The 15,705-nt window shown below is 39.1% G+C and carries 18 protein-coding genes and 1 riboswitch; of the genes, 8 read left to right on the top strand and 10 right to left on the bottom strand.

Annotation, left to right across the window (positions count from 1 at the left end; genetic code table 11):
• On the bottom strand, positions 1–1,518 hold a 1,518-nt coding region (locus AC33VI_RS02595; protein ID WP_491780711.1), incomplete at its 3' end, for a family 10 glycosylhydrolase.
• A gap of 172 nt (positions 1,519–1,690) precedes the next feature.
• On the opposite strand from AC33VI_RS02595, the gene AC33VI_RS02590 reads away from it, so the two are divergent.
• Entirely contained in the window at positions 1,691–2,725 is a 1,035-nt protein-coding gene (locus AC33VI_RS02590) for a mevalonate kinase family protein (protein ID WP_491780710.1), read from the top strand.
• Positions 2,726–2,749: 24 nt separating this feature from the next.
• Positions 2,750–3,970, top strand: a complete 1,221-nt coding sequence (sbcD, locus tag AC33VI_RS02585; RefSeq protein WP_491780709.1) for an exonuclease subunit SbcD — start codon at positions 2,750–2,752, stop codon at positions 3,968–3,970.
• Positions 3,971–3,976: 6 nt separating this feature from the next.
• Here sbcD and AC33VI_RS02580 read toward each other — a convergent pair whose 3' ends face one another.
• Positions 3,977–4,342: a low molecular weight protein tyrosine phosphatase family protein gene (locus AC33VI_RS02580; RefSeq protein ID WP_491780708.1), complete on the bottom strand. Its 366-nt coding sequence runs from the start codon at positions 4,340–4,342 to the stop codon at positions 3,977–3,979.
• Between the two features lie 70 nt (positions 4,343–4,412).
• The gene (locus tag AC33VI_RS02575) at positions 4,413–4,574 is read right to left on the bottom strand and encodes a YqaE/Pmp3 family membrane protein (protein ID WP_491780707.1); all 162 of its coding nucleotides are present in this window, start codon (positions 4,572–4,574) and stop codon (positions 4,413–4,415) included.
• A 280-nt stretch (positions 4,575–4,854) separates the two neighbouring features.
• Between AC33VI_RS02575 and AC33VI_RS02570 the strand changes: the two genes are divergently transcribed.
• From AC33VI_RS02570 to AC33VI_RS02560, 3 genes are all read left to right on the top strand, one after another.
• Positions 4,855–6,306 carry a BCD family MFS transporter gene (locus tag AC33VI_RS02570; protein ID WP_491780706.1) on the top strand — a complete coding sequence of 484 codons (1,452 nt, stop codon included), beginning with the start codon at positions 4,855–4,857 and terminating at the stop codon, positions 6,304–6,306.
• 36 nt (positions 6,307–6,342) lie between these two features.
• The gene (gene hpnA / locus AC33VI_RS02565) at positions 6,343–7,314 is read left to right on the top strand and encodes a hopanoid-associated sugar epimerase (RefSeq protein WP_491780705.1); all 972 of its coding nucleotides are present in this window, start codon (positions 6,343–6,345) and stop codon (positions 7,312–7,314) included.
• Positions 7,315–7,355: 41 nt separating this feature from the next.
• A riboswitch (cobalamin riboswitch) is annotated at positions 7,356–7,506 on the top strand.
• A 25-nt stretch (positions 7,507–7,531) separates the two neighbouring features.
• Positions 7,532–8,518 (top strand): sirohydrochlorin chelatase, encoded by a 987-nt coding sequence (locus AC33VI_RS02560; RefSeq protein ID WP_491780704.1) that lies wholly within the window; start codon positions 7,532–7,534, stop codon positions 8,516–8,518.
• A 32-nt stretch (positions 8,519–8,550) separates the two neighbouring features.
• On the opposite strand, the gene AC33VI_RS02555 is transcribed toward AC33VI_RS02560, so the two are convergent.
• Both AC33VI_RS02555 and AC33VI_RS02550 read right to left on the bottom strand, forming a co-directional pair.
• Complete coding sequence (locus AC33VI_RS02555) at positions 8,551–9,315, bottom strand: hypothetical protein (RefSeq protein ID WP_491780703.1); 765 nt, start codon at positions 9,313–9,315, stop codon at positions 8,551–8,553.
• A 577-nt stretch (positions 9,316–9,892) separates the two neighbouring features.
• Positions 9,893–10,240, bottom strand: coding sequence for a winged helix-turn-helix transcriptional regulator (locus AC33VI_RS02550; protein ID WP_491780702.1), 348 nt, complete (start codon positions 10,238–10,240; stop codon positions 9,893–9,895).
• Between the two features lie 171 nt (positions 10,241–10,411).
• Here AC33VI_RS02550 and AC33VI_RS02545 point away from each other — a divergent pair, with 171 nt between their 5' ends.
• The 3 genes from AC33VI_RS02545 to AC33VI_RS02535 all read left to right on the top strand — a co-directional run bounded on the left by AC33VI_RS02545 (position 10,412) and on the right by AC33VI_RS02535 (position 12,805).
• Positions 10,412–10,612, top strand: a complete 201-nt coding sequence (locus AC33VI_RS02545; protein ID WP_491780701.1) for a CDGSH iron-sulfur domain-containing protein — start codon at positions 10,412–10,414, stop codon at positions 10,610–10,612.
• A gap of 463 nt (positions 10,613–11,075) precedes the next feature.
• Positions 11,076–12,380: an NAD(P)/FAD-dependent oxidoreductase gene (locus tag AC33VI_RS02540; RefSeq protein ID WP_491780700.1), complete on the top strand. Its 1,305-nt coding sequence runs from the start codon at positions 11,076–11,078 to the stop codon at positions 12,378–12,380.
• Between the two features lie 14 nt (positions 12,381–12,394).
• Positions 12,395–12,805, top strand: coding sequence for a DoxX family protein (locus AC33VI_RS02535; RefSeq protein WP_491780699.1), 411 nt, complete (start codon positions 12,395–12,397; stop codon positions 12,803–12,805).
• Between the two features lie 105 nt (positions 12,806–12,910).
• Here the strand turns inward: AC33VI_RS02535 and AC33VI_RS02530 are convergent, their stop codons facing one another.
• The 5 genes from AC33VI_RS02530 to AC33VI_RS02510 all read right to left on the bottom strand — a co-directional run.
• Positions 12,911–13,096 carry a PCP reductase family protein gene (locus AC33VI_RS02530; RefSeq protein WP_491780698.1) on the bottom strand — a complete coding sequence of 62 codons (186 nt, stop codon included), beginning with the start codon at positions 13,094–13,096 and terminating at the stop codon, positions 12,911–12,913.
• Positions 13,097–13,210: 114 nt separating this feature from the next.
• Positions 13,211–13,687 carry a Tic20 family protein gene (locus tag AC33VI_RS02525; RefSeq protein WP_491780697.1) on the bottom strand — a complete coding sequence of 159 codons (477 nt, stop codon included), beginning with the start codon at positions 13,685–13,687 and terminating at the stop codon, positions 13,211–13,213.
• A gap of 72 nt (positions 13,688–13,759) precedes the next feature.
• Positions 13,760–14,551 carry an MlaE family lipid ABC transporter permease subunit gene (locus AC33VI_RS02520; protein WP_491780696.1) on the bottom strand — a complete coding sequence of 264 codons (792 nt, stop codon included), beginning with the start codon at positions 14,549–14,551 and terminating at the stop codon, positions 13,760–13,762.
• A 47-nt stretch (positions 14,552–14,598) separates the two neighbouring features.
• Positions 14,599–15,207 carry a cob(I)yrinic acid a,c-diamide adenosyltransferase gene (gene cobO / locus AC33VI_RS02515; RefSeq protein WP_491780695.1) on the bottom strand — a complete coding sequence of 203 codons (609 nt, stop codon included), beginning with the start codon at positions 15,205–15,207 and terminating at the stop codon, positions 14,599–14,601.
• A 66-nt stretch (positions 15,208–15,273) separates the two neighbouring features.
• A partial coding sequence (locus tag AC33VI_RS02510) for an NAD(P)-dependent oxidoreductase (RefSeq protein ID WP_491780694.1) occupies positions 15,274–15,705 on the bottom strand: 432 nt, incomplete at its 5' end.

Here is a 15,705-nt window from a genome sequence, read left to right as displayed (position 1 = left end):
GCGATCTGGCTCTTGCCAAGCATAACTAAAATGACTCATGGAATTAAGTTCGGGAGTTGTTTTTCGTAAGGCTTCTATCTGTACTTCTAGAGGAGGATGATCGCGATAAATTTTGCCCCAAGCCCCTGCCAAAGCGGGAGTGACTTTAGTCGTTGGCGAAGCAGTTTTCAAGACAGTTTCTACTGGATCGCTAATGCAATAAGTTTCTCCCTCACATACTGCATAAGCCATGGGATGCCATTCCAAATCCGCAGGAAATTTATCCCAAGCTTGAAGGCGAGAATCAAAACCAGTCTTGCCCACTAGGCGATTGGCATCGGGAAAAAATACTGCCCCAGCAGGAAGGTTTTTTAGTTTAGCGGGACGAGAAGCGAAAGTAAGAAAATCAATGACCCCCTGTGCTGCATGAGCGACAGAGAAATACCACAGATCTAGTTGAAGACTATTGTGACGAGATTCGATAGTTGCTTTGGCATCGGGGAAGTTGCGACGACCTTGCCATTTGGCATTTACTTCTTGGGGAAACTGTTCGTCGATCGCTTTAAGGTCGGAAATAGTTATGTGACCTGTATTAATGTATTTTTTAATCAGAGCTAAACCTTTTTTGTTACTAGCTCGATTGTAAAGGGCGTTAAGGGATGATTCGCTATAGATCCAAAGGTCTTTGACGTTATGTACGTAAGATTCTCCGCCAATACCGCGAGGGTAGCGGACGTAGTCAAATAAAATGCCGTCTGGCTGCCGTTTTAAGACTTCTTGGACTAGATTGTAATAGTCAGTTTGGGCTTGACGAGAATAGGGATCGATATAAGCTTGAGAGCGATCGTGAACAAAAGTTAAACTATCTTGTCCCGTGCCATTACGGGCTAAGGCTGATTGACGATCTGGGCGTTGGGCATAGGTATAGCCAAAATTCATCGTGAATAGCCAAGCATAAACTTTTAGACCCCTTTGATGTGCTTTGTCTATAGTTTGTTGCAAGAGATCGATATTTTCTTGTCCTGGCGAGCGTAATACCGATGTCCAGGGAGTAGGATTGTCTCCTGGGGGTAACAACACCTGACTGTCATAGAATACTTCTAGATGGACTCGGTTATATCCTAGGTTGACGATGCGATCTAAGACATAATCGATCGAACCCAAACTAGCATCGCACGGATACAATCTCAACCAAATGGCTTGATCGTTAGGCCAAGTTTGACTTCGACATAGCTGAAGCATTTCAGTATGTTTTTGGAGTATGGCGTTATATTCTGGGTTGGTAGTAGGTTCGTTTCCTTTTGATACAGTAGTTTTGAGTAATGCTTCTTTGGCTGCTATTTCTTGAGGAGTAAACTGACAATATGGACCTACGGCAGCTTGGGTAGATGGATTTATCCCTGGGGCGAATAAACTCGTAAAAGCAATTAAAGAGCCTGTGAGTAATTTAGTAGATTTATTCAAGAAGTTATTGCTGTAGCGAGCTAAATGGTTATTATTTTGTTCTCGAACTATACTTTTCTTTCTCACTATACCCATTTTAAAGATTGCTCTATATTATTTCTAACTAATTCCCCAATAGGAGTTTGACCAAACACCCAGACCTATCATTGATAAATTAATCGATTGGCGTAATAATTTAAAGGTTTTGAGTGCGTAATCTTAGTTAATGACTAAACATTGTAACAATATTGATTATCGAACTTGAGCTATGGAAATTTTTATTCCAGGTCGTCTTTGTCTTTTTGGAGAACATAGCGATTGGGCTGCCCAATATAGACGGGTAAATTCAAAGATAAATCCTGGTTATGCCATTGTCGTCGGTACAAATCAGGGAATTTATGCCCGAATTAAGACTCATTCTAATTTGCGTTTTACAACAATTAATAATTGTGAAATTCTCGACTTACCAATGGATTTAGTTGAGTTAGGCAAAATGGCGCAGAGCGATCGCTTTTATAGTTACGTAGCAGGAGTAGCTTATGAAATTTTAACCAGATATCGGGTTTCTGGCATCGCGATCGATAACTATAAAATGGATTTGCCCCTGAAAAAAGGTTTGTCTTCTAGTGCTGCTATCTGTGTTTTAGTCGCCAGAGCTTTTAATCTATTATACGATTTAGGTCTAACTATAGAAGAAGAAATGGATCTGGCATATTGGGGAGAAAGAAATACTTCCAGTCAATGTGGCAGACTAGACCAAGCTTGCGCTTATGGCGAGCGACCTATTTTAATGACCTTCGATGGAGATAGCCTAGAAATCGAACCTTTAACTGTCGGTCAAGATTTCCATACTATTATTGTCGATCTAGCTGGAAATAAAAATACCCAAACAATACTGGCAAAACTCAATCAATGCTATCCCGTTGCCAATAATGCGATCGCAGCTAGGGTACAGCATTATTTGGGGGAGATTAATGGCGAAATAGTTAGAAATGCCATAGATTATTTAAACCAGGGAGATATTGCTAAAATTGGGGACTTAATGAATCTAGCCCAGGCTGAATTCGATCGCTGTATGATTCCCGCTTGTCCCAGCCAACTTACCGCACCTCTATTGCATCAGTTACTCAATTATCCATCTCTACAGGAACATATTTATGGTGGGAAAGGTGTAGGCTCTCAGGGGGATGGTACGGCACAATTAATCGCTAGAAATCGTTTTCATCAACTAGAGGCAATGGCAATAATTAAGCGTGATTTTCCTCAAATGCAATGTTATGAATTGAATATTTCTAAAAACTAAAAACTAAAAACTAAAAACTAAACTATGGTTAAACTTCTTCATTTATCTGACATTCATATTGGTAGCGGATTTTCTCATGGCAAAGTCAACCCCGAAACAGGTTTGAATACCAGACTTGAAGATTTTGTTAAAACTCTCAGTGTCTGTATCGATCGGGCTATTGAAGAACCAGTAGACTTAGTTTTATTTGGCGGTGATGCTTTTCCCGATGCGACTCCTCCCCCTTTTGTTCACGAAGCTTTTGCCAGTCAATTTAGAAGGTTAGCCGATGCCAAAATTCCTGCGGTTTTATTAGTAGGCAACCACGACCAGCACTCTCAGGGTAATGGTGGGGCTAGTTTGTGTATTTATCGCACTCTTGTTGTACCTGGGTTTATTGTGGGAGATACCATTACGACCCATCGTATTGCTACTGCTGGGGGAGATATTCAAATTTTGACTCTTCCCTGGTTAAATCGTTCGACTCTCTTAACTCGTCCAGAAACAGAAGGGCTGACTTTACCAGAAGTCAACGAGTTATTGCTGAAAAAATTAGAACCAGTCTTAGAAGCAGAAATTCGCCGACTTGATCGCAATCTACCTACGATTCTACTGGCTCACTTAATGGCAGATCGGGCTAATTTGGGAGCAGAAAAATTTTTAGCAGTGGGCAAAGGTTTTACTATTCCCATTTCGATGCTAACCCGCGAGGAATATGACTATGTAGCTTTAGGTCACGTCCACAAACATCAAAATCTCAATCCTAGTAACGATCCGCCAATTATTTATCCAGGGAGTATCGAACGGGTTGATTTTAGTGAAGAAAAAGAGGATAAGGGCTATATTTTATTAGATGTCGAACCAGGAAAAGTTGACTGGGAATTTTGCCCCTTACCTGCCCGTCCTTTCCTCACCATAGAATTAGATGTATCCCAAGAAGAAGACCCCTTAGAGGCAGTTATCGCAGCGATCGCCAAACAAGAAATCGAAGCTAAAGTTGTCCGTCTAATTTATAAATTGCGCTCGGAACAATTGGATTTAATTAATACGGCGGCGATCGATCGCGCTTTGCAATCAGCCCACAGCCATAGTATTCGTCCCGAATTGGTCAGCCAATTAGCTCGCCCCCGTTTGCCAGAGTTGGGAGTAGGCAATACTTTAAATCCGATTGAGGCTTTAACTACTTATTTGGACAATCGAGAGGATTTGCAAGATATTAAGCAGGATTTATTACAAGCTGCTGAAGTGATGATTGCTGATTGTTGATTGTTTTTAATCAAAGCTATTCCAATTACTCATAATTCCTTCTGTAATTTCCCTAATCAACAGAATCAACTCTTCTGACATATATTGATAATCATCAGGTATGTCCAAAACAAAAATATCTGGTAAATCCAAATTTCGATATCGAGCCAAGATCGCTTTCTTGTGCTTATTTTCCATTACCAAAATTAAATCAGCCCATCTAAGAGCTTTTTCATTAATTCTTTTTTTCGCACCCGAATTAATCCCAGCCGAACGTACGTTAAATCTGGGATCTTGGCGATAGATAGTTTCTGCTGTAGGACTGCGCCATTGATTTTTCGAGCAAATAAATAGAATATTGACGGTCAATTGCGATCGCTTGTATAAATTCAATGTTTGTTTTCAACTGACAGCGAAGTGCGAAAGCTTGGTCGCTTCAGCGCGGAGTGAGCTTACTCTGTTTTTACTTTTTAGCGATTATCCAGATAGCATGAACCAATCCAGGAATATAACCGAATATAGTCAGCAAGATATTAATCCAAAAATCTTTACCAATACCAACCTGTAGGAATACCCCTAATGGTGGCAGCAAGATAGCAACAATAATCCGAATAAAATCATTCATTTTGCATTTTCCCAATAATAATATTTTTATCTTAATCAAAGTTAAAATGTTCGAGTTCAAAGAACTTCTGGCAAAAGTATTTTGTTGATAATATTTTTGTTTATTCTCCTCACCATTTACCCTGACCTCACCCAAGAAGTCTCAAGATTCCACTTGGCTAGTATTATAGCGATCGCGTCTTCTTACCCAACCAAACTAAAATAAGAATTAATTTTAGAATAACCAGTAGAATTATATTTCTATTGAAAAATTTATAAATTAAATTAAATTTACAATCAAAATGACTATTGAAGATATTCCCCAAGCTAATCTCGATCGCCCCAAACCTCATATAGGAATATTAACCATCTGTCGTTTGGGTCTATTTAACATGGGACTGGGATTGATGGCAGTTTTAACCCTGGCTGTCTTAAATCGTGTGATGATTAGCGAACTAGGAATTCCTGCGACTATTACGGGAGGAATATTAGCTACTTCCTTGTTTGTCTCTCCCGCAAGAGTTTGGTTTGGACAATTATCCGATAAAAAGCCACTACTAGGCAAACACCGCACCAATTATGTTTTATTGGGTACGGCAATTTTTGGTTTGGCAGTATATTTAGCCGTACAAGTTATGTGGCAACTGGGAGAGGTTGTCAGAAATAATGAAGGATGGATTTGGAATAGTCAAACTATTGGCTGGAGTGCAATCTTAGCTTTAGTTATGGCTATTTATGGTTTGGCAGTAAGTAGTAGTTCGACTCCCTTCACAGCTTTGCTAGTAGATATTACTGATGAAGATCGGCGTTCCAAGTTAATTGCGATCGTTTGGTCGATGTTAATGGTAGGTATCGTAATTGGCGGGATTACAGGAAGTATTGTCTTTAAACAGATAGAATCTGAAGGAGTGAGTGCGGGTAATATTCCCTTAGAAGTATTGCAGCCTCCAATTAATTACGTATTCGCGATCGTTCCCTTCTTAGTTTTTGGTTTGGCATTTCTAGCTACTGTAGGAGTAGAAAACAAATATTCTAGTTTCAATAACAAAAATACTGCTAGCAATCGCGAAGACGGTATCACGATGAAACAAGCGATCGCAGTATTAACCACCAGTCGTCAGACAGGAATCTTTTTTACCTTTCTTTCCATCCTGACTATTGGCTTATTCATGCAGGAAGCAGTACTCGAACCCTATGGGGGCGAAGTATTTGGTATGAGTATCGGGGAAACTACCAAACTGAACTCTTTTTGGGGCATGGGCATTCTATTCGGTTATGCAGTAACGGGATTTAAAATCATTCCTGCTTTGGGTAAGAAACAAACTACCAAAATCGGTTGTATTGCAGTGGCACTGTGTTTTGGTCTAATTATCTTGGCTGGTTTTACCCAACAACCTAAAATGCTTCAATCGGCAATGGTTTTCTTTGGCATTGCAGCAGGAATCGCTACCGTTGGCGGTATTAGTCTGATGTTAGATTTAACCGCAGCCGAAACCGCAGGGACATTTATCGGCGCGTGGGGTTTGGCACAGGCTATGTCTAGAGGATTGGCTACTTTCGTAGGAGGCGCAATTTTAGATTTGGGCAAAAGTATCTTTGCTACTCCCTTGATGTCCTATGGTTTAGTCTTCCTGATACAGGCTTTGGGAATGTTGGTGGCGATCGCCTTTTTAGAGCGAGTTAACGTTAAGGAATTTAAGGAAAATACGGCTAAAGCCCTTTCTACAGTTATGGAAGGGGATTTGGATGGGTGATTTAGGTATTAGATATAAAGTTTTATTTTTTAAATAATGCGAGCTTTTGTTACTGGTGGAACGGGTTTTGTCGGGGCAAACTTAATTAGATTATTATTGCAACAAAATTTTCAAGTCAGGGCTTTAGTCCGAAATCATAGTAATCTGACTAATCTAAAATCTTTAGATTTAGAAATTGTTCGAGGAGATTTAAACCAACAAGACATAGCGAAGCAGATGCAAGGTTGTCAGGTATTGTTTCATGTGGCAGCCCAATATTCCTTATGGAAACAAGACCAAGAAGCCCTCTATCGTAATAATGTATTGGGTACAAAAAATATTTTAAATGCTGCTCGTCAAGGGGGAATCGAACGCACTGTTTATACGAGTTCTGTGGCAGCTATTGGGGTTAGAACCGATGGGTTGCCCGCCAATGAAACCTATCAAAGTCCCGTAGAAAAACTAATCGGAGACTATAAAAAATCAAAATACTATGCCGAACGAGAAGCAATCAAAGCAATATCCGCAGGACAAGATATTGTCATTGTCAACCCCAGTACTCCTATTGGAGAATTTGACCTCAAACCAACTCCCACAGGAGAAATTATCGTGCGTTTTTTGCAAAGAAAAATGCCGTTTTATGTAGATACTGGTCTAAATCTGATTGACGTTAATGATGTGGCTTGGGGACACCTTTTAGCCTTAGAAAAAGGAAAAACAGGCGATCGCTATATTTTAGGGCATCAAAACCTGAGCTTTGCTCAATTACTGCAAAAATTAGCCAAAATTACAGATTTACCAGCCCCTAAATTTACTATTCCTTACTGGATACCCTATAGTGTCGCTTGGCTAGAAGAAAATATTCTAGAAAAATTAGGCAAACAACCAACCATTGCTTTAGATGGGGTGCGAATGTCTCGGCAAAAAATGTTTTACGATGCCAGCAAAGCAGTGAAAGAACTAGGTTTGCCCCAATCTAACATTGATGATGCCCTCACCAAAGCAGTAAATTATTTTGTCTCTCGATAAATAAAGTTAAATTAAAGTTATCAATTAGTTTTGTCAATCGAAACTATGATTATTAAGTCGGTTTTAAGAGGAAATCCCGATTAAAAACGAAGGGGAAAGATTGGTGCAAATCCAACGCTGTCCCGCAGCTGTGATGAGACGAGCGATCTTAAGTCTCTAAGTCAGAATACCCGCCGACGATTCTAGCAAACTCTTTAAATAAATCTGCGAGGTACAGATGATTATTGCTAACTCCATTCAACCCAATTTTAGTAATCTCAACCTGCCATCATTACCCCATCCCAGACCGTTATTAGCTATCGGACACGGTACTAGAAACGAACGTGGCAGACAGACCTTTATCGATTTTGTCGAAGCCTACCAAAAATTAGATACTTCCCGTCCAGTAATTCCTTGTTTTCTAGAACTGACCAAACCAACAATTCAACAGGGCATCGATGCTTGTGTAGAGCGAGGCTACACAGAAATTACTGCCTTGCCTATTCTTTTGTTTGCAGCCAGACATAACAAGTTTGATGTTACCAACGAACTAGATCGATCGCGACTTCCTTATCCTCAACTACAACTCAATTATGGTCGTCATTTTGGCATTACCCCCAAGATAATCGAACTATGGCGCGATCGCTTGGCAGAATTAGATCGAGCGGAAAATAATCCTCATGGCATTGCTCGTGAAGATACCGTATTGTTATTTGTAGGTAGGGGATCGAGCGATCCCGATGCTAACGGAGATGTCTGCAAACTAGCTCGAATTATATGGGAAGGAAGCGGTTATAAAACCGTTGAAACTTGTTTTATTGGCATCACCCACCCTCGTCTAGAAGAAGGCTTCCGTCGGGCTTATTTATACGGTAGCAAGCGGATTATTGTCTTACCCTATTTCTTGTTCACGGGTACTTTAATGGAGAAAATCCATAGCATCACCGCACAGCAACAAGAACAACATCCTCAGATAGATTTTGTTTCTTTGCCAGAGATGGGCATCGCTTCTCAACTATTCCATGTAATTCGAGCAAGAGAAATCGAGGCGCAATTAGGTCAAGTGGCGATGAATTGCGAAATGTGTAAGTTTCGCCTAGCAGCAGCAGACTTACAAGATAATCACGGTCACCACCACCATCATCATGGTCATCATCACCATCACCAAGAAGATCCCTATGCCAAATTAGATGACTATCACCAACGTATTTGGAAAACACCTTAAGGACAGTTAGGGCAATTGAGTTAAAAATTGAGTTAAATTTGTTCTGATTTTTTTAAAGCAGCAATTTCCGAGCGCAAGTCATCTATTTTGTGAATGATTTCTTGTTTTCTTTGGTTGTCTTTAATATGAACTAAAACACTAGACCAAGCCCTAACTTGGGCTTCTTTTAGGTCTATTTCATCAACGGATTCTAAGGCTGTTTCTAAATCTTTGATAGTCAAGCCGTCGGGACGTTCGGTTGCAGTTAAATTCGACCATCTGGCAGCCATTTTATAAGAATTAATTGCTGCTTCTTTATTGCCTAAAAACAACAATTCATCCAAACCTTTAGAAGTCCAAAGTAATGCTGCATCTTCAGATTCTGGATTTACTGCTGTCAAAACTTCTTCCATCAAAGCAATAGTTGTTTCTGCATTGCCAGCATACATCGAATTGGCGATCGACAGTCGGAGATGAGCTTGAATGAAACGGGGATCGATATTGGTTATAGTTTTAAAATACTCTGGCACTAACCTATAACCAATAGTTTCCCTGGCTTTTCCATGTCCAAAATACTGAACAAAATTAAGATAAGACCAATTGGCGATTAAATTGTCAAAATCAAGATAAGGAGTTGTGTTTTGAAATGCTAGAGTTCTTGCCTGTTGTTGCTCTTGCTTGACATAGTTTTCGTAACTCAACTCTTGAGCCGAACTTTTGTATTCTTGACTTTGTAGAAAGACAATTCCTACCAAACAAATAAAAGGTGCGATCGCAGGTAAGGTTTTAGTAATTTTCCCTAATAGAAAAGAGGGCATATGAGAAATTAGTTGGCAAAAATAATAATTAGTATAAGTATTTTCTCGTAAGAGATTACGCTTATACTATCATTGAGTTTTTCAACTTTATCAAAACTTTACTTAATGTCCCGCAAAAATACTTATATAGCCTTACAAAATTAGATGAGCGGTGCGACCCTGCTGACGTTTCTTCAGCTACTGTACTATCATTTTTAATTTTCTTAACCGTCAAGTTTTCTACGGAAACAAAATTTGGGATCAGTGCGGGTGAACGAAAAAAGGTGTGGGAGTTCGACGCTTTAAGTAATGAGTAAGGTGTGGGAGTTCGACGCTTTAAGTTATGAGTAACGAGTAACGAGTAGCAGCGTCCATTGTCGTTACTCGTTACTTTTTACTTGTTACTTCAACAACACGAAAATTAATTTTTGCCACGGTAAATTTCGCTCACCCGATCAGTGCCATTGCATTTATGAAAAATAATATTCTGATTAACTAAGCTCACCCTCAGTTTTCCGATCCGTCATCTTAGTGTCATATTTATCTGCTAGATATAAGAAAAATTAATTAAAGTAAATAAATTGTAAGAAAATAAAAATTATTCAGATATTACTTTTATATCTTCCTCGGAATACCATTTTTGAGCGACTATTTCTAGGCGATCGAAAATTTCATTTAATTCCATTGCTCTTGTAGTGAGTCGATAACTTACTTGAGGAGGAATAGTTGGTTTGTATTCTCTATCTACTAGTTCTGCTTCCTCTAACATCCGTAATCGATCTGTGAGAACTTTGGCTGATATTCCAGAAATTTTTCGTTTGAGTTCGCCGAAACGAATCGGAGAGGAGTTACGCAATACCCAAAGTATTTGCAGTGTCCAAGTTCCACTTAAAAGAGTAAGCAATGATTCAAAAGCACAACGAGAAGAACGTTGAGGTAAAGACATTAGATATTAAAACCTCATTTTATTCAATGGTTACTTAAAAGTAAGTAACTAATATTTTGATTACTACTTTACACCAAATACTCAATTATTTACAATAATTAATAACTTGTTTTGAGCATTATTTATTAATACCAAACAAGTGGCTTTTTTACTTTTTGAGAGGAGAATACTATGGCTGATGTTCAGATTACAACTACTGATAATGGACCTTTTTTAGTTAAGGGAAATATAGAAGTTTTAGATGCTGAAGGAAAGACATTTTCTACAACTGGAAATACCACGGCTCTCTGTCGTTGCGGACAGTCGGCAAATCAACCTTTTTGCGATGGTACTCATGGCAAAGGTTTTAAATCTGCTCCAAGAGCATCTTAGTTATTAGTTTTCGTAATTTATATAAGCAGCTTTTTGCTCAAAATCAGCACGGTTTATATAAATTAAGTAGGTGAGCCTAATAATTTATAAGATGTAAATTTCATAGTTTAAAAAGCGACGATGAATAATTTCCTTTATCCTTTACCCTGTCTTAGTGCGCTTGCGTCCTTTGAGGTTTTCTCAAAAGCGGTCGTTTATCCCCGAATGGGGACACCGCTTACCCAACCCAAACATTTTATATTTAATTACACCTACCTACTTATGTTTACCGTGTTGGTTTCAAAAAACAAGTAATTGTATGGCAAAAAAAACGTATTGAAAAAAACAAATTTATCGAATAATTAAGTATAAAATATTTTATATGCTTTTAAAAAAAATCTATATTCAGAACGACTTTACAATCGAAATATTAAAATATAAATCAATAAAATAAAAATTTTCAATCAAAAAATGCTAATAAATCATGTCATACCATAAACCTAAAATAATTATCATTGGAGCTGGTTTCGCAGGACTAAGGGCAGTACAAAACTTGGCAAAAATTGAGGCAGATATTTTATTAATAGACCGTAATAAGTATCATACTTTTGTACCTTTACTTTATCAAGTTGCTACTGGTTTCATTGCTCCAGAAACTGTAGCCTATCCGATTAAAAAATATCTCCGTAATTGTAGTAATGCTCGTTTTTTGCAAGCAGAAGTTTTAGCCATAGATTTCACTCGTAAAGTTATTGAAACCGATCGCGAGGATATCACATATGACTATTTAGTTATCGCTACGGGGAGTCAAACTAAATTCCTGGGTGTCGAGGGGGCACCCGAACATACTTATCCCCTGCGAACTCTTAAAGATGCAGTGGTTTTACGCGATCGCATTTTTAGTAATCTAGAACGTGCTGTTAATTGTAATGACTACGAAAAAAGACGGCAACTACTCACTTTTACTATAGTTGGTGGTGGGGCGACAGGAGTAGAGTTAGCAGGAGCTTTAAAGGAGTCAATTCACGCTGCTTTAAGGGAACAATATCCCGAACTCGATCGCCGAGAAGTTAAAATAATTCTGATTCATTCTCGAAATAGATTATTGACTGATTTTCCTAATCATTTAGGAAACTATACGGGTAAACAGTTGCGCCGTCGAGGAGTAAAAATTCATTTTCAAACTCGCGTACGTTCCGTCTTACCTGGAGCAGTAGAATTAGAAGACGGTACGGTAATTGAAACCGCAACGATTATTTGGACAGCAGGGGTAGAAGCTAATCTTCCGACTGATGCAGATAAATTAGCCACAGCCAAACGCGATCGAGTCCGCGTGCGATCGACTTTGCAAATATTAGATTATCCTGAAGTATATGCCGTGGGAGATGTCGCATATGTCCAACAAAATGGCAAGCCATTGTTAGGAATTGCCCCCGAAGCATTACAACAAGGAACAGCAGTAGGAAATAATCTGATACGACAACTGCGAGGATTACCTCCCAAACCTTTTAATTACTTTAACAAAGGAACAGCAGCCATAATTGCCCGTAATGCAGGAGTTGCTTATCTGTTTGGCAGGATACCTTTAAAAGGATGGTTGGCTTGGCTATTGTGGTTAGGCATTCATTTATATTATCTTCCTGGTTTAACAAATCGTTTAATAGTCTTCAAAAGCTGGATTAGAGATTATTTTTTAGGCGATCGCAACATTCGTCCTGTTGTCTCTCAATCTACCACTAGCAACCTTCTGGTTGACAATACAGAATCTCAAAAAACATCTTGTAAATAGGAGTTTAATTAAACATGAAATACATTCCTTTAGCTGCTCGCATCTGTCTTTGCATTATCTTTATTAATTCGGGAATTGGTAAGATTTTTGGTTTTGCTGGCACTGCGTCAATGATGGCAAATCAAGGCTTACCTATCGCTAATGTTTTATTGATTTTCACCATCGCTTTTCAATTACTAGGCGGACTTTCTTTGCTGTTGGGTTATAAAGTCAAGATTGGTTCGGTTCTACTAATTTTATTTTTAATTCCTGCAACTTTAGTATTTCATAATCCCCTTGCCGATCCTGGTGAAATGAATTCTTTTCTCAAAAATATCGGTCTAATTGGTGGTTTATTAATGACTATCTATGCTGGTGCTGGTGCATTAAGTATCGATAATGCTACCGAGAAAACACAACGTAGAGAAGAAGCCACAACTAGCTAGATACAAATGTATGGTGGGTGGCGGGTTAGCTCTCTAGTGCATTGCCACCCTATCTACTACTTATTTTCCGTGTCTGTTTCTAGAAAAGATACAATCGCATTTTAACTACTGACCGAATTCCGCTCTTGCCTGCAATACTAATTCGGCAGTGATTTCTTCAATTTCGGAGGCTCGTGCTAAAGCTTCTATCCTTTGTCGGGCTTGGGGGCGAGCGAAAAAAGGAATCATTTTTAATTTGGCTTGGGCTTGGGGAGTCCAATATAGTTCGTCATTTACATTTAAGTTTTTCACGATCCTATCTCTAATCTTCTATTGTTATGCCTTTATTGTAAATTTAGATACGATCTCGGATTCCCTTATCTTAGATAAAGTTAATATGCAATATTAACCGTTCTACAAGCATTATTAACGAATTTGGGAAGAAGCAGCCTCAGATATAGCAGGAAGTTCTGGATATTCTCCTCGAACAGAACGAAATATACAATAGAAACTAGCAACCACGCTACCCATAAAAATAGTGTTATTCAATGTTTCTGCTAGCAAGCTTCCCGAACCAAATGCAGGAAGGAGAATTCCCATAATCAAACTAAATAAAATCTGGATGATATTCATTAATATGGCTTGCATACCGTTAAAGCGCAAAAAGTAGCTTACCTTATCATTGCGAACTACCGCAAACCACAAGCCGAAGAAAATAATCAAACTGGCAAATGGCAAACTATTAGTTAGTCCATAAATAACGATTAGGGGCGCAAAAAACTGCTCCAACCAGGAAAACTGACTTAAGAGAGCAATTCCAAAAGGTAAAGAGTAAATCAAAGGAAACAAATATATTAAAGCTCCAAAGCTGCGATCTTTGGCATCTGTTTGTGGATCATTCATATTTTGAGATTTATAATTTTAAGTTAATTTAGACTATTGTTAATTTTAGACTTCCTCACCTTTAATTGCAGCTTAGTTAAGAAACTGACGACCTAAACCTTGGAACATCAACCAAGATAAGAAAAAATTAGAAATAAAAATAGCAATGAGAGCTAAAACCACGGCGGTTGTGGTGGATTGTCCGACTCCCTTTGCCCCACCTGTAGTAGTCAAACCCCAACTACAGCCGATAATGGCAATGATGCCACCAAAAATGACAGATTTGATTGCAGCACTAACCAAATCCCAAACTTGTAAAAAGGTTTGAATCGATTCAATAAAAGTAGCTTGGGAAATATTATAAATAATACCAGCCACAATAATTCCCCCAATAATTCCCATAACTAGAGAAATCATAGTCAAGATGGGCAACATCAGACAACAAGCAATTAGGCGAGGAATAACTAAATAATTTATCGGATCGCTTTTAAGGACATATAGTGCGTCGATTTGCTCGGTGACTTTCATCGTACCGATTTCGGCTGCAAATGCCGAACCAACCCTTGCTGCAATCACTACTGCGGTTAATACGGGGGCAAGTTCTCGACTCAAAGCCAAAGCCAATACTCCGCCGATCGCCTGTACTGCACCAAAATTGAGAAATTCTCGCGCTACCTGGATGGTAAATACCGCACCAACAAAAATGGCTGTAATTAGAGCGATCGCCAAAGAATCAGGACCTACTATTGCCATCTGTTCGAGGGTATTACGACGATTTATTTTTCCCTGCAAGATACGAACTACAACCTGTCCCATTAAAAGAAATGCAGACAATACTCGCTCTAGCCAGATTTGGATCTTTCTGTTGATAGTTTTACCAGTCATTGAGTAGGAATTATGGAAGATATCTTTGTAACTATAACGAACAATATTTAATATTCAATTCCTGGTTGAGCTTTAATTCCTTGTTCGCGGAAAGGATGTTTAACTAATGACATTTCTGTTACCAGATCGGCAGCGGCGATTAATGCTTCTGGCGCGCCTCTTCCCGTCAAAATTACATGGGAGTCTGCGGGTTTTTGTTGTAGACCTTCAACTATCTTATTGACATCTAAATAGCCCAATTTTAAGGCGATATTAACTTCATCTAACAGTACCAGTCTATATTCGGGATTGAGAATATATTCTAAAGCTCGTTCCCAAGCAGCTTCGGCTTTGGCAATGTCTCTTTCTCTATCTTGGGTGTCCCAAGTAAAACCTTCGCCCATGGCGTGAAATTTTAGCTGTTCCGACCATTGTTCCAAAACAGCTTTCTCTGCAGGTTCCCAAGCTCCCTTAATAAACTGCACGATCGCCACTTTATAGCCGTGACCGAGGGAGCGCAAGACCATACCCAAGGCAGCAGTAGTTTTTCCCTTACCATTGCCTGTATTGACAATAATTAAACCTTTATCGGCACTTTTACTCGCTAGACGTTCTGCTTGAACTTCTTTGCGCCGTTGCATTTTAGCTTTATGTTGTTCGTTAGTAATTTGATTCATAGGTGGTTAGTACTTAGTTATTAGTTATTACTTTTATAGGGGCTGTTCGCGAACAGCCCCTACTTATTACTCCTCAAGATACGCTCTAATCATGGCTTGAGTTCCCTGTTCCTTCCCTTCTCCCCCATCCATTGCTCGTACTGTTTTGAAAAGGCGATCAGCTAATTCTGTACCAGGGAGATTTTGTTCCGAACTTTGATTGATGGCTTGGACTAGACGTAAATCTTTGACAATATGCTTGATGGCAAAACCAGGATCGTAATCGCGATCGATTATTTTCTTGCCCAAGTTAGACAATGCCCAAGAACCTGCTGCACCCGTACCGCAAACTTCTACAATCAGGTTAGGATCGATGCCTTGGTGTTTGGCTAGCTGTATTGCCTCGCATAGTCCCACCATATAAAGGGAACAGAGAATTTGATTGCACATATTCACTCCCTGTCCGCTACCCACATCTCCGCAGAGAGTAATATTTTGACCCATTGCTGCAAAGAAAGG

Source organism: Waterburya sp. (genome assembly GCF_058530065.1).
This window is presented reverse-complemented; position numbering and strand designations above follow the sequence as displayed.

Excerpts from the sequence above, each read along its gene's own strand:
- AC33VI_RS02590 (WP_491780710.1), top strand. The coding sequence starts at position 1,691 with ATGGAAATTTTTATTCCAGGTCGTCTTTGTCTTTTTGGAGAACATAGC.
- AC33VI_RS02545 (WP_491780701.1), top strand. The coding sequence starts at position 10,412 with ATGGCTGATGTTCAGATTACAACTACTGATAATGGACCTTTTTTAGTT.
- AC33VI_RS02520 (WP_491780696.1), bottom strand. The coding sequence starts at position 14,551 with ATGACTGGTAAAACTATCAACAGAAAGATCCAAATCTGGCTAGAGCGA.
- AC33VI_RS02535 (WP_491780699.1), top strand. The coding sequence starts at position 12,395 with ATGAAATACATTCCTTTAGCTGCTCGCATCTGTCTTTGCATTATCTTT.
- sbcD (WP_491780709.1), top strand. The coding sequence starts at position 2,750 with ATGGTTAAACTTCTTCATTTATCTGACATTCATATTGGTAGCGGATTT.
- AC33VI_RS02525 (WP_491780697.1), bottom strand. The coding sequence starts at position 13,687 with ATGAATGATCCACAAACAGATGCCAAAGATCGCAGCTTTGGAGCTTTA.
- AC33VI_RS02575 (WP_491780707.1), bottom strand. The coding sequence starts at position 4,574 with ATGAATGATTTTATTCGGATTATTGTTGCTATCTTGCTGCCACCATTA.
- AC33VI_RS02555 (WP_491780703.1), bottom strand. The coding sequence starts at position 9,315 with ATGCCCTCTTTTCTATTAGGGAAAATTACTAAAACCTTACCTGCGATC.
- cobO (WP_491780695.1), bottom strand. The coding sequence starts at position 15,207 with ATGAATCAAATTACTAACGAACAACATAAAGCTAAAATGCAACGGCGC.
- AC33VI_RS02540 (WP_491780700.1), top strand. The coding sequence starts at position 11,076 with ATGTCATACCATAAACCTAAAATAATTATCATTGGAGCTGGTTTCGCA.
- AC33VI_RS02570 (WP_491780706.1), top strand. The coding sequence starts at position 4,855 with ATGACTATTGAAGATATTCCCCAAGCTAATCTCGATCGCCCCAAACCT.
- AC33VI_RS02550 (WP_491780702.1), bottom strand. The coding sequence starts at position 10,240 with ATGTCTTTACCTCAACGTTCTTCTCGTTGTGCTTTTGAATCATTGCTT.
- hpnA (WP_491780705.1), top strand. The coding sequence starts at position 6,343 with ATGCGAGCTTTTGTTACTGGTGGAACGGGTTTTGTCGGGGCAAACTTA.
- AC33VI_RS02560 (WP_491780704.1), top strand. The coding sequence starts at position 7,532 with ATGATTATTGCTAACTCCATTCAACCCAATTTTAGTAATCTCAACCTG.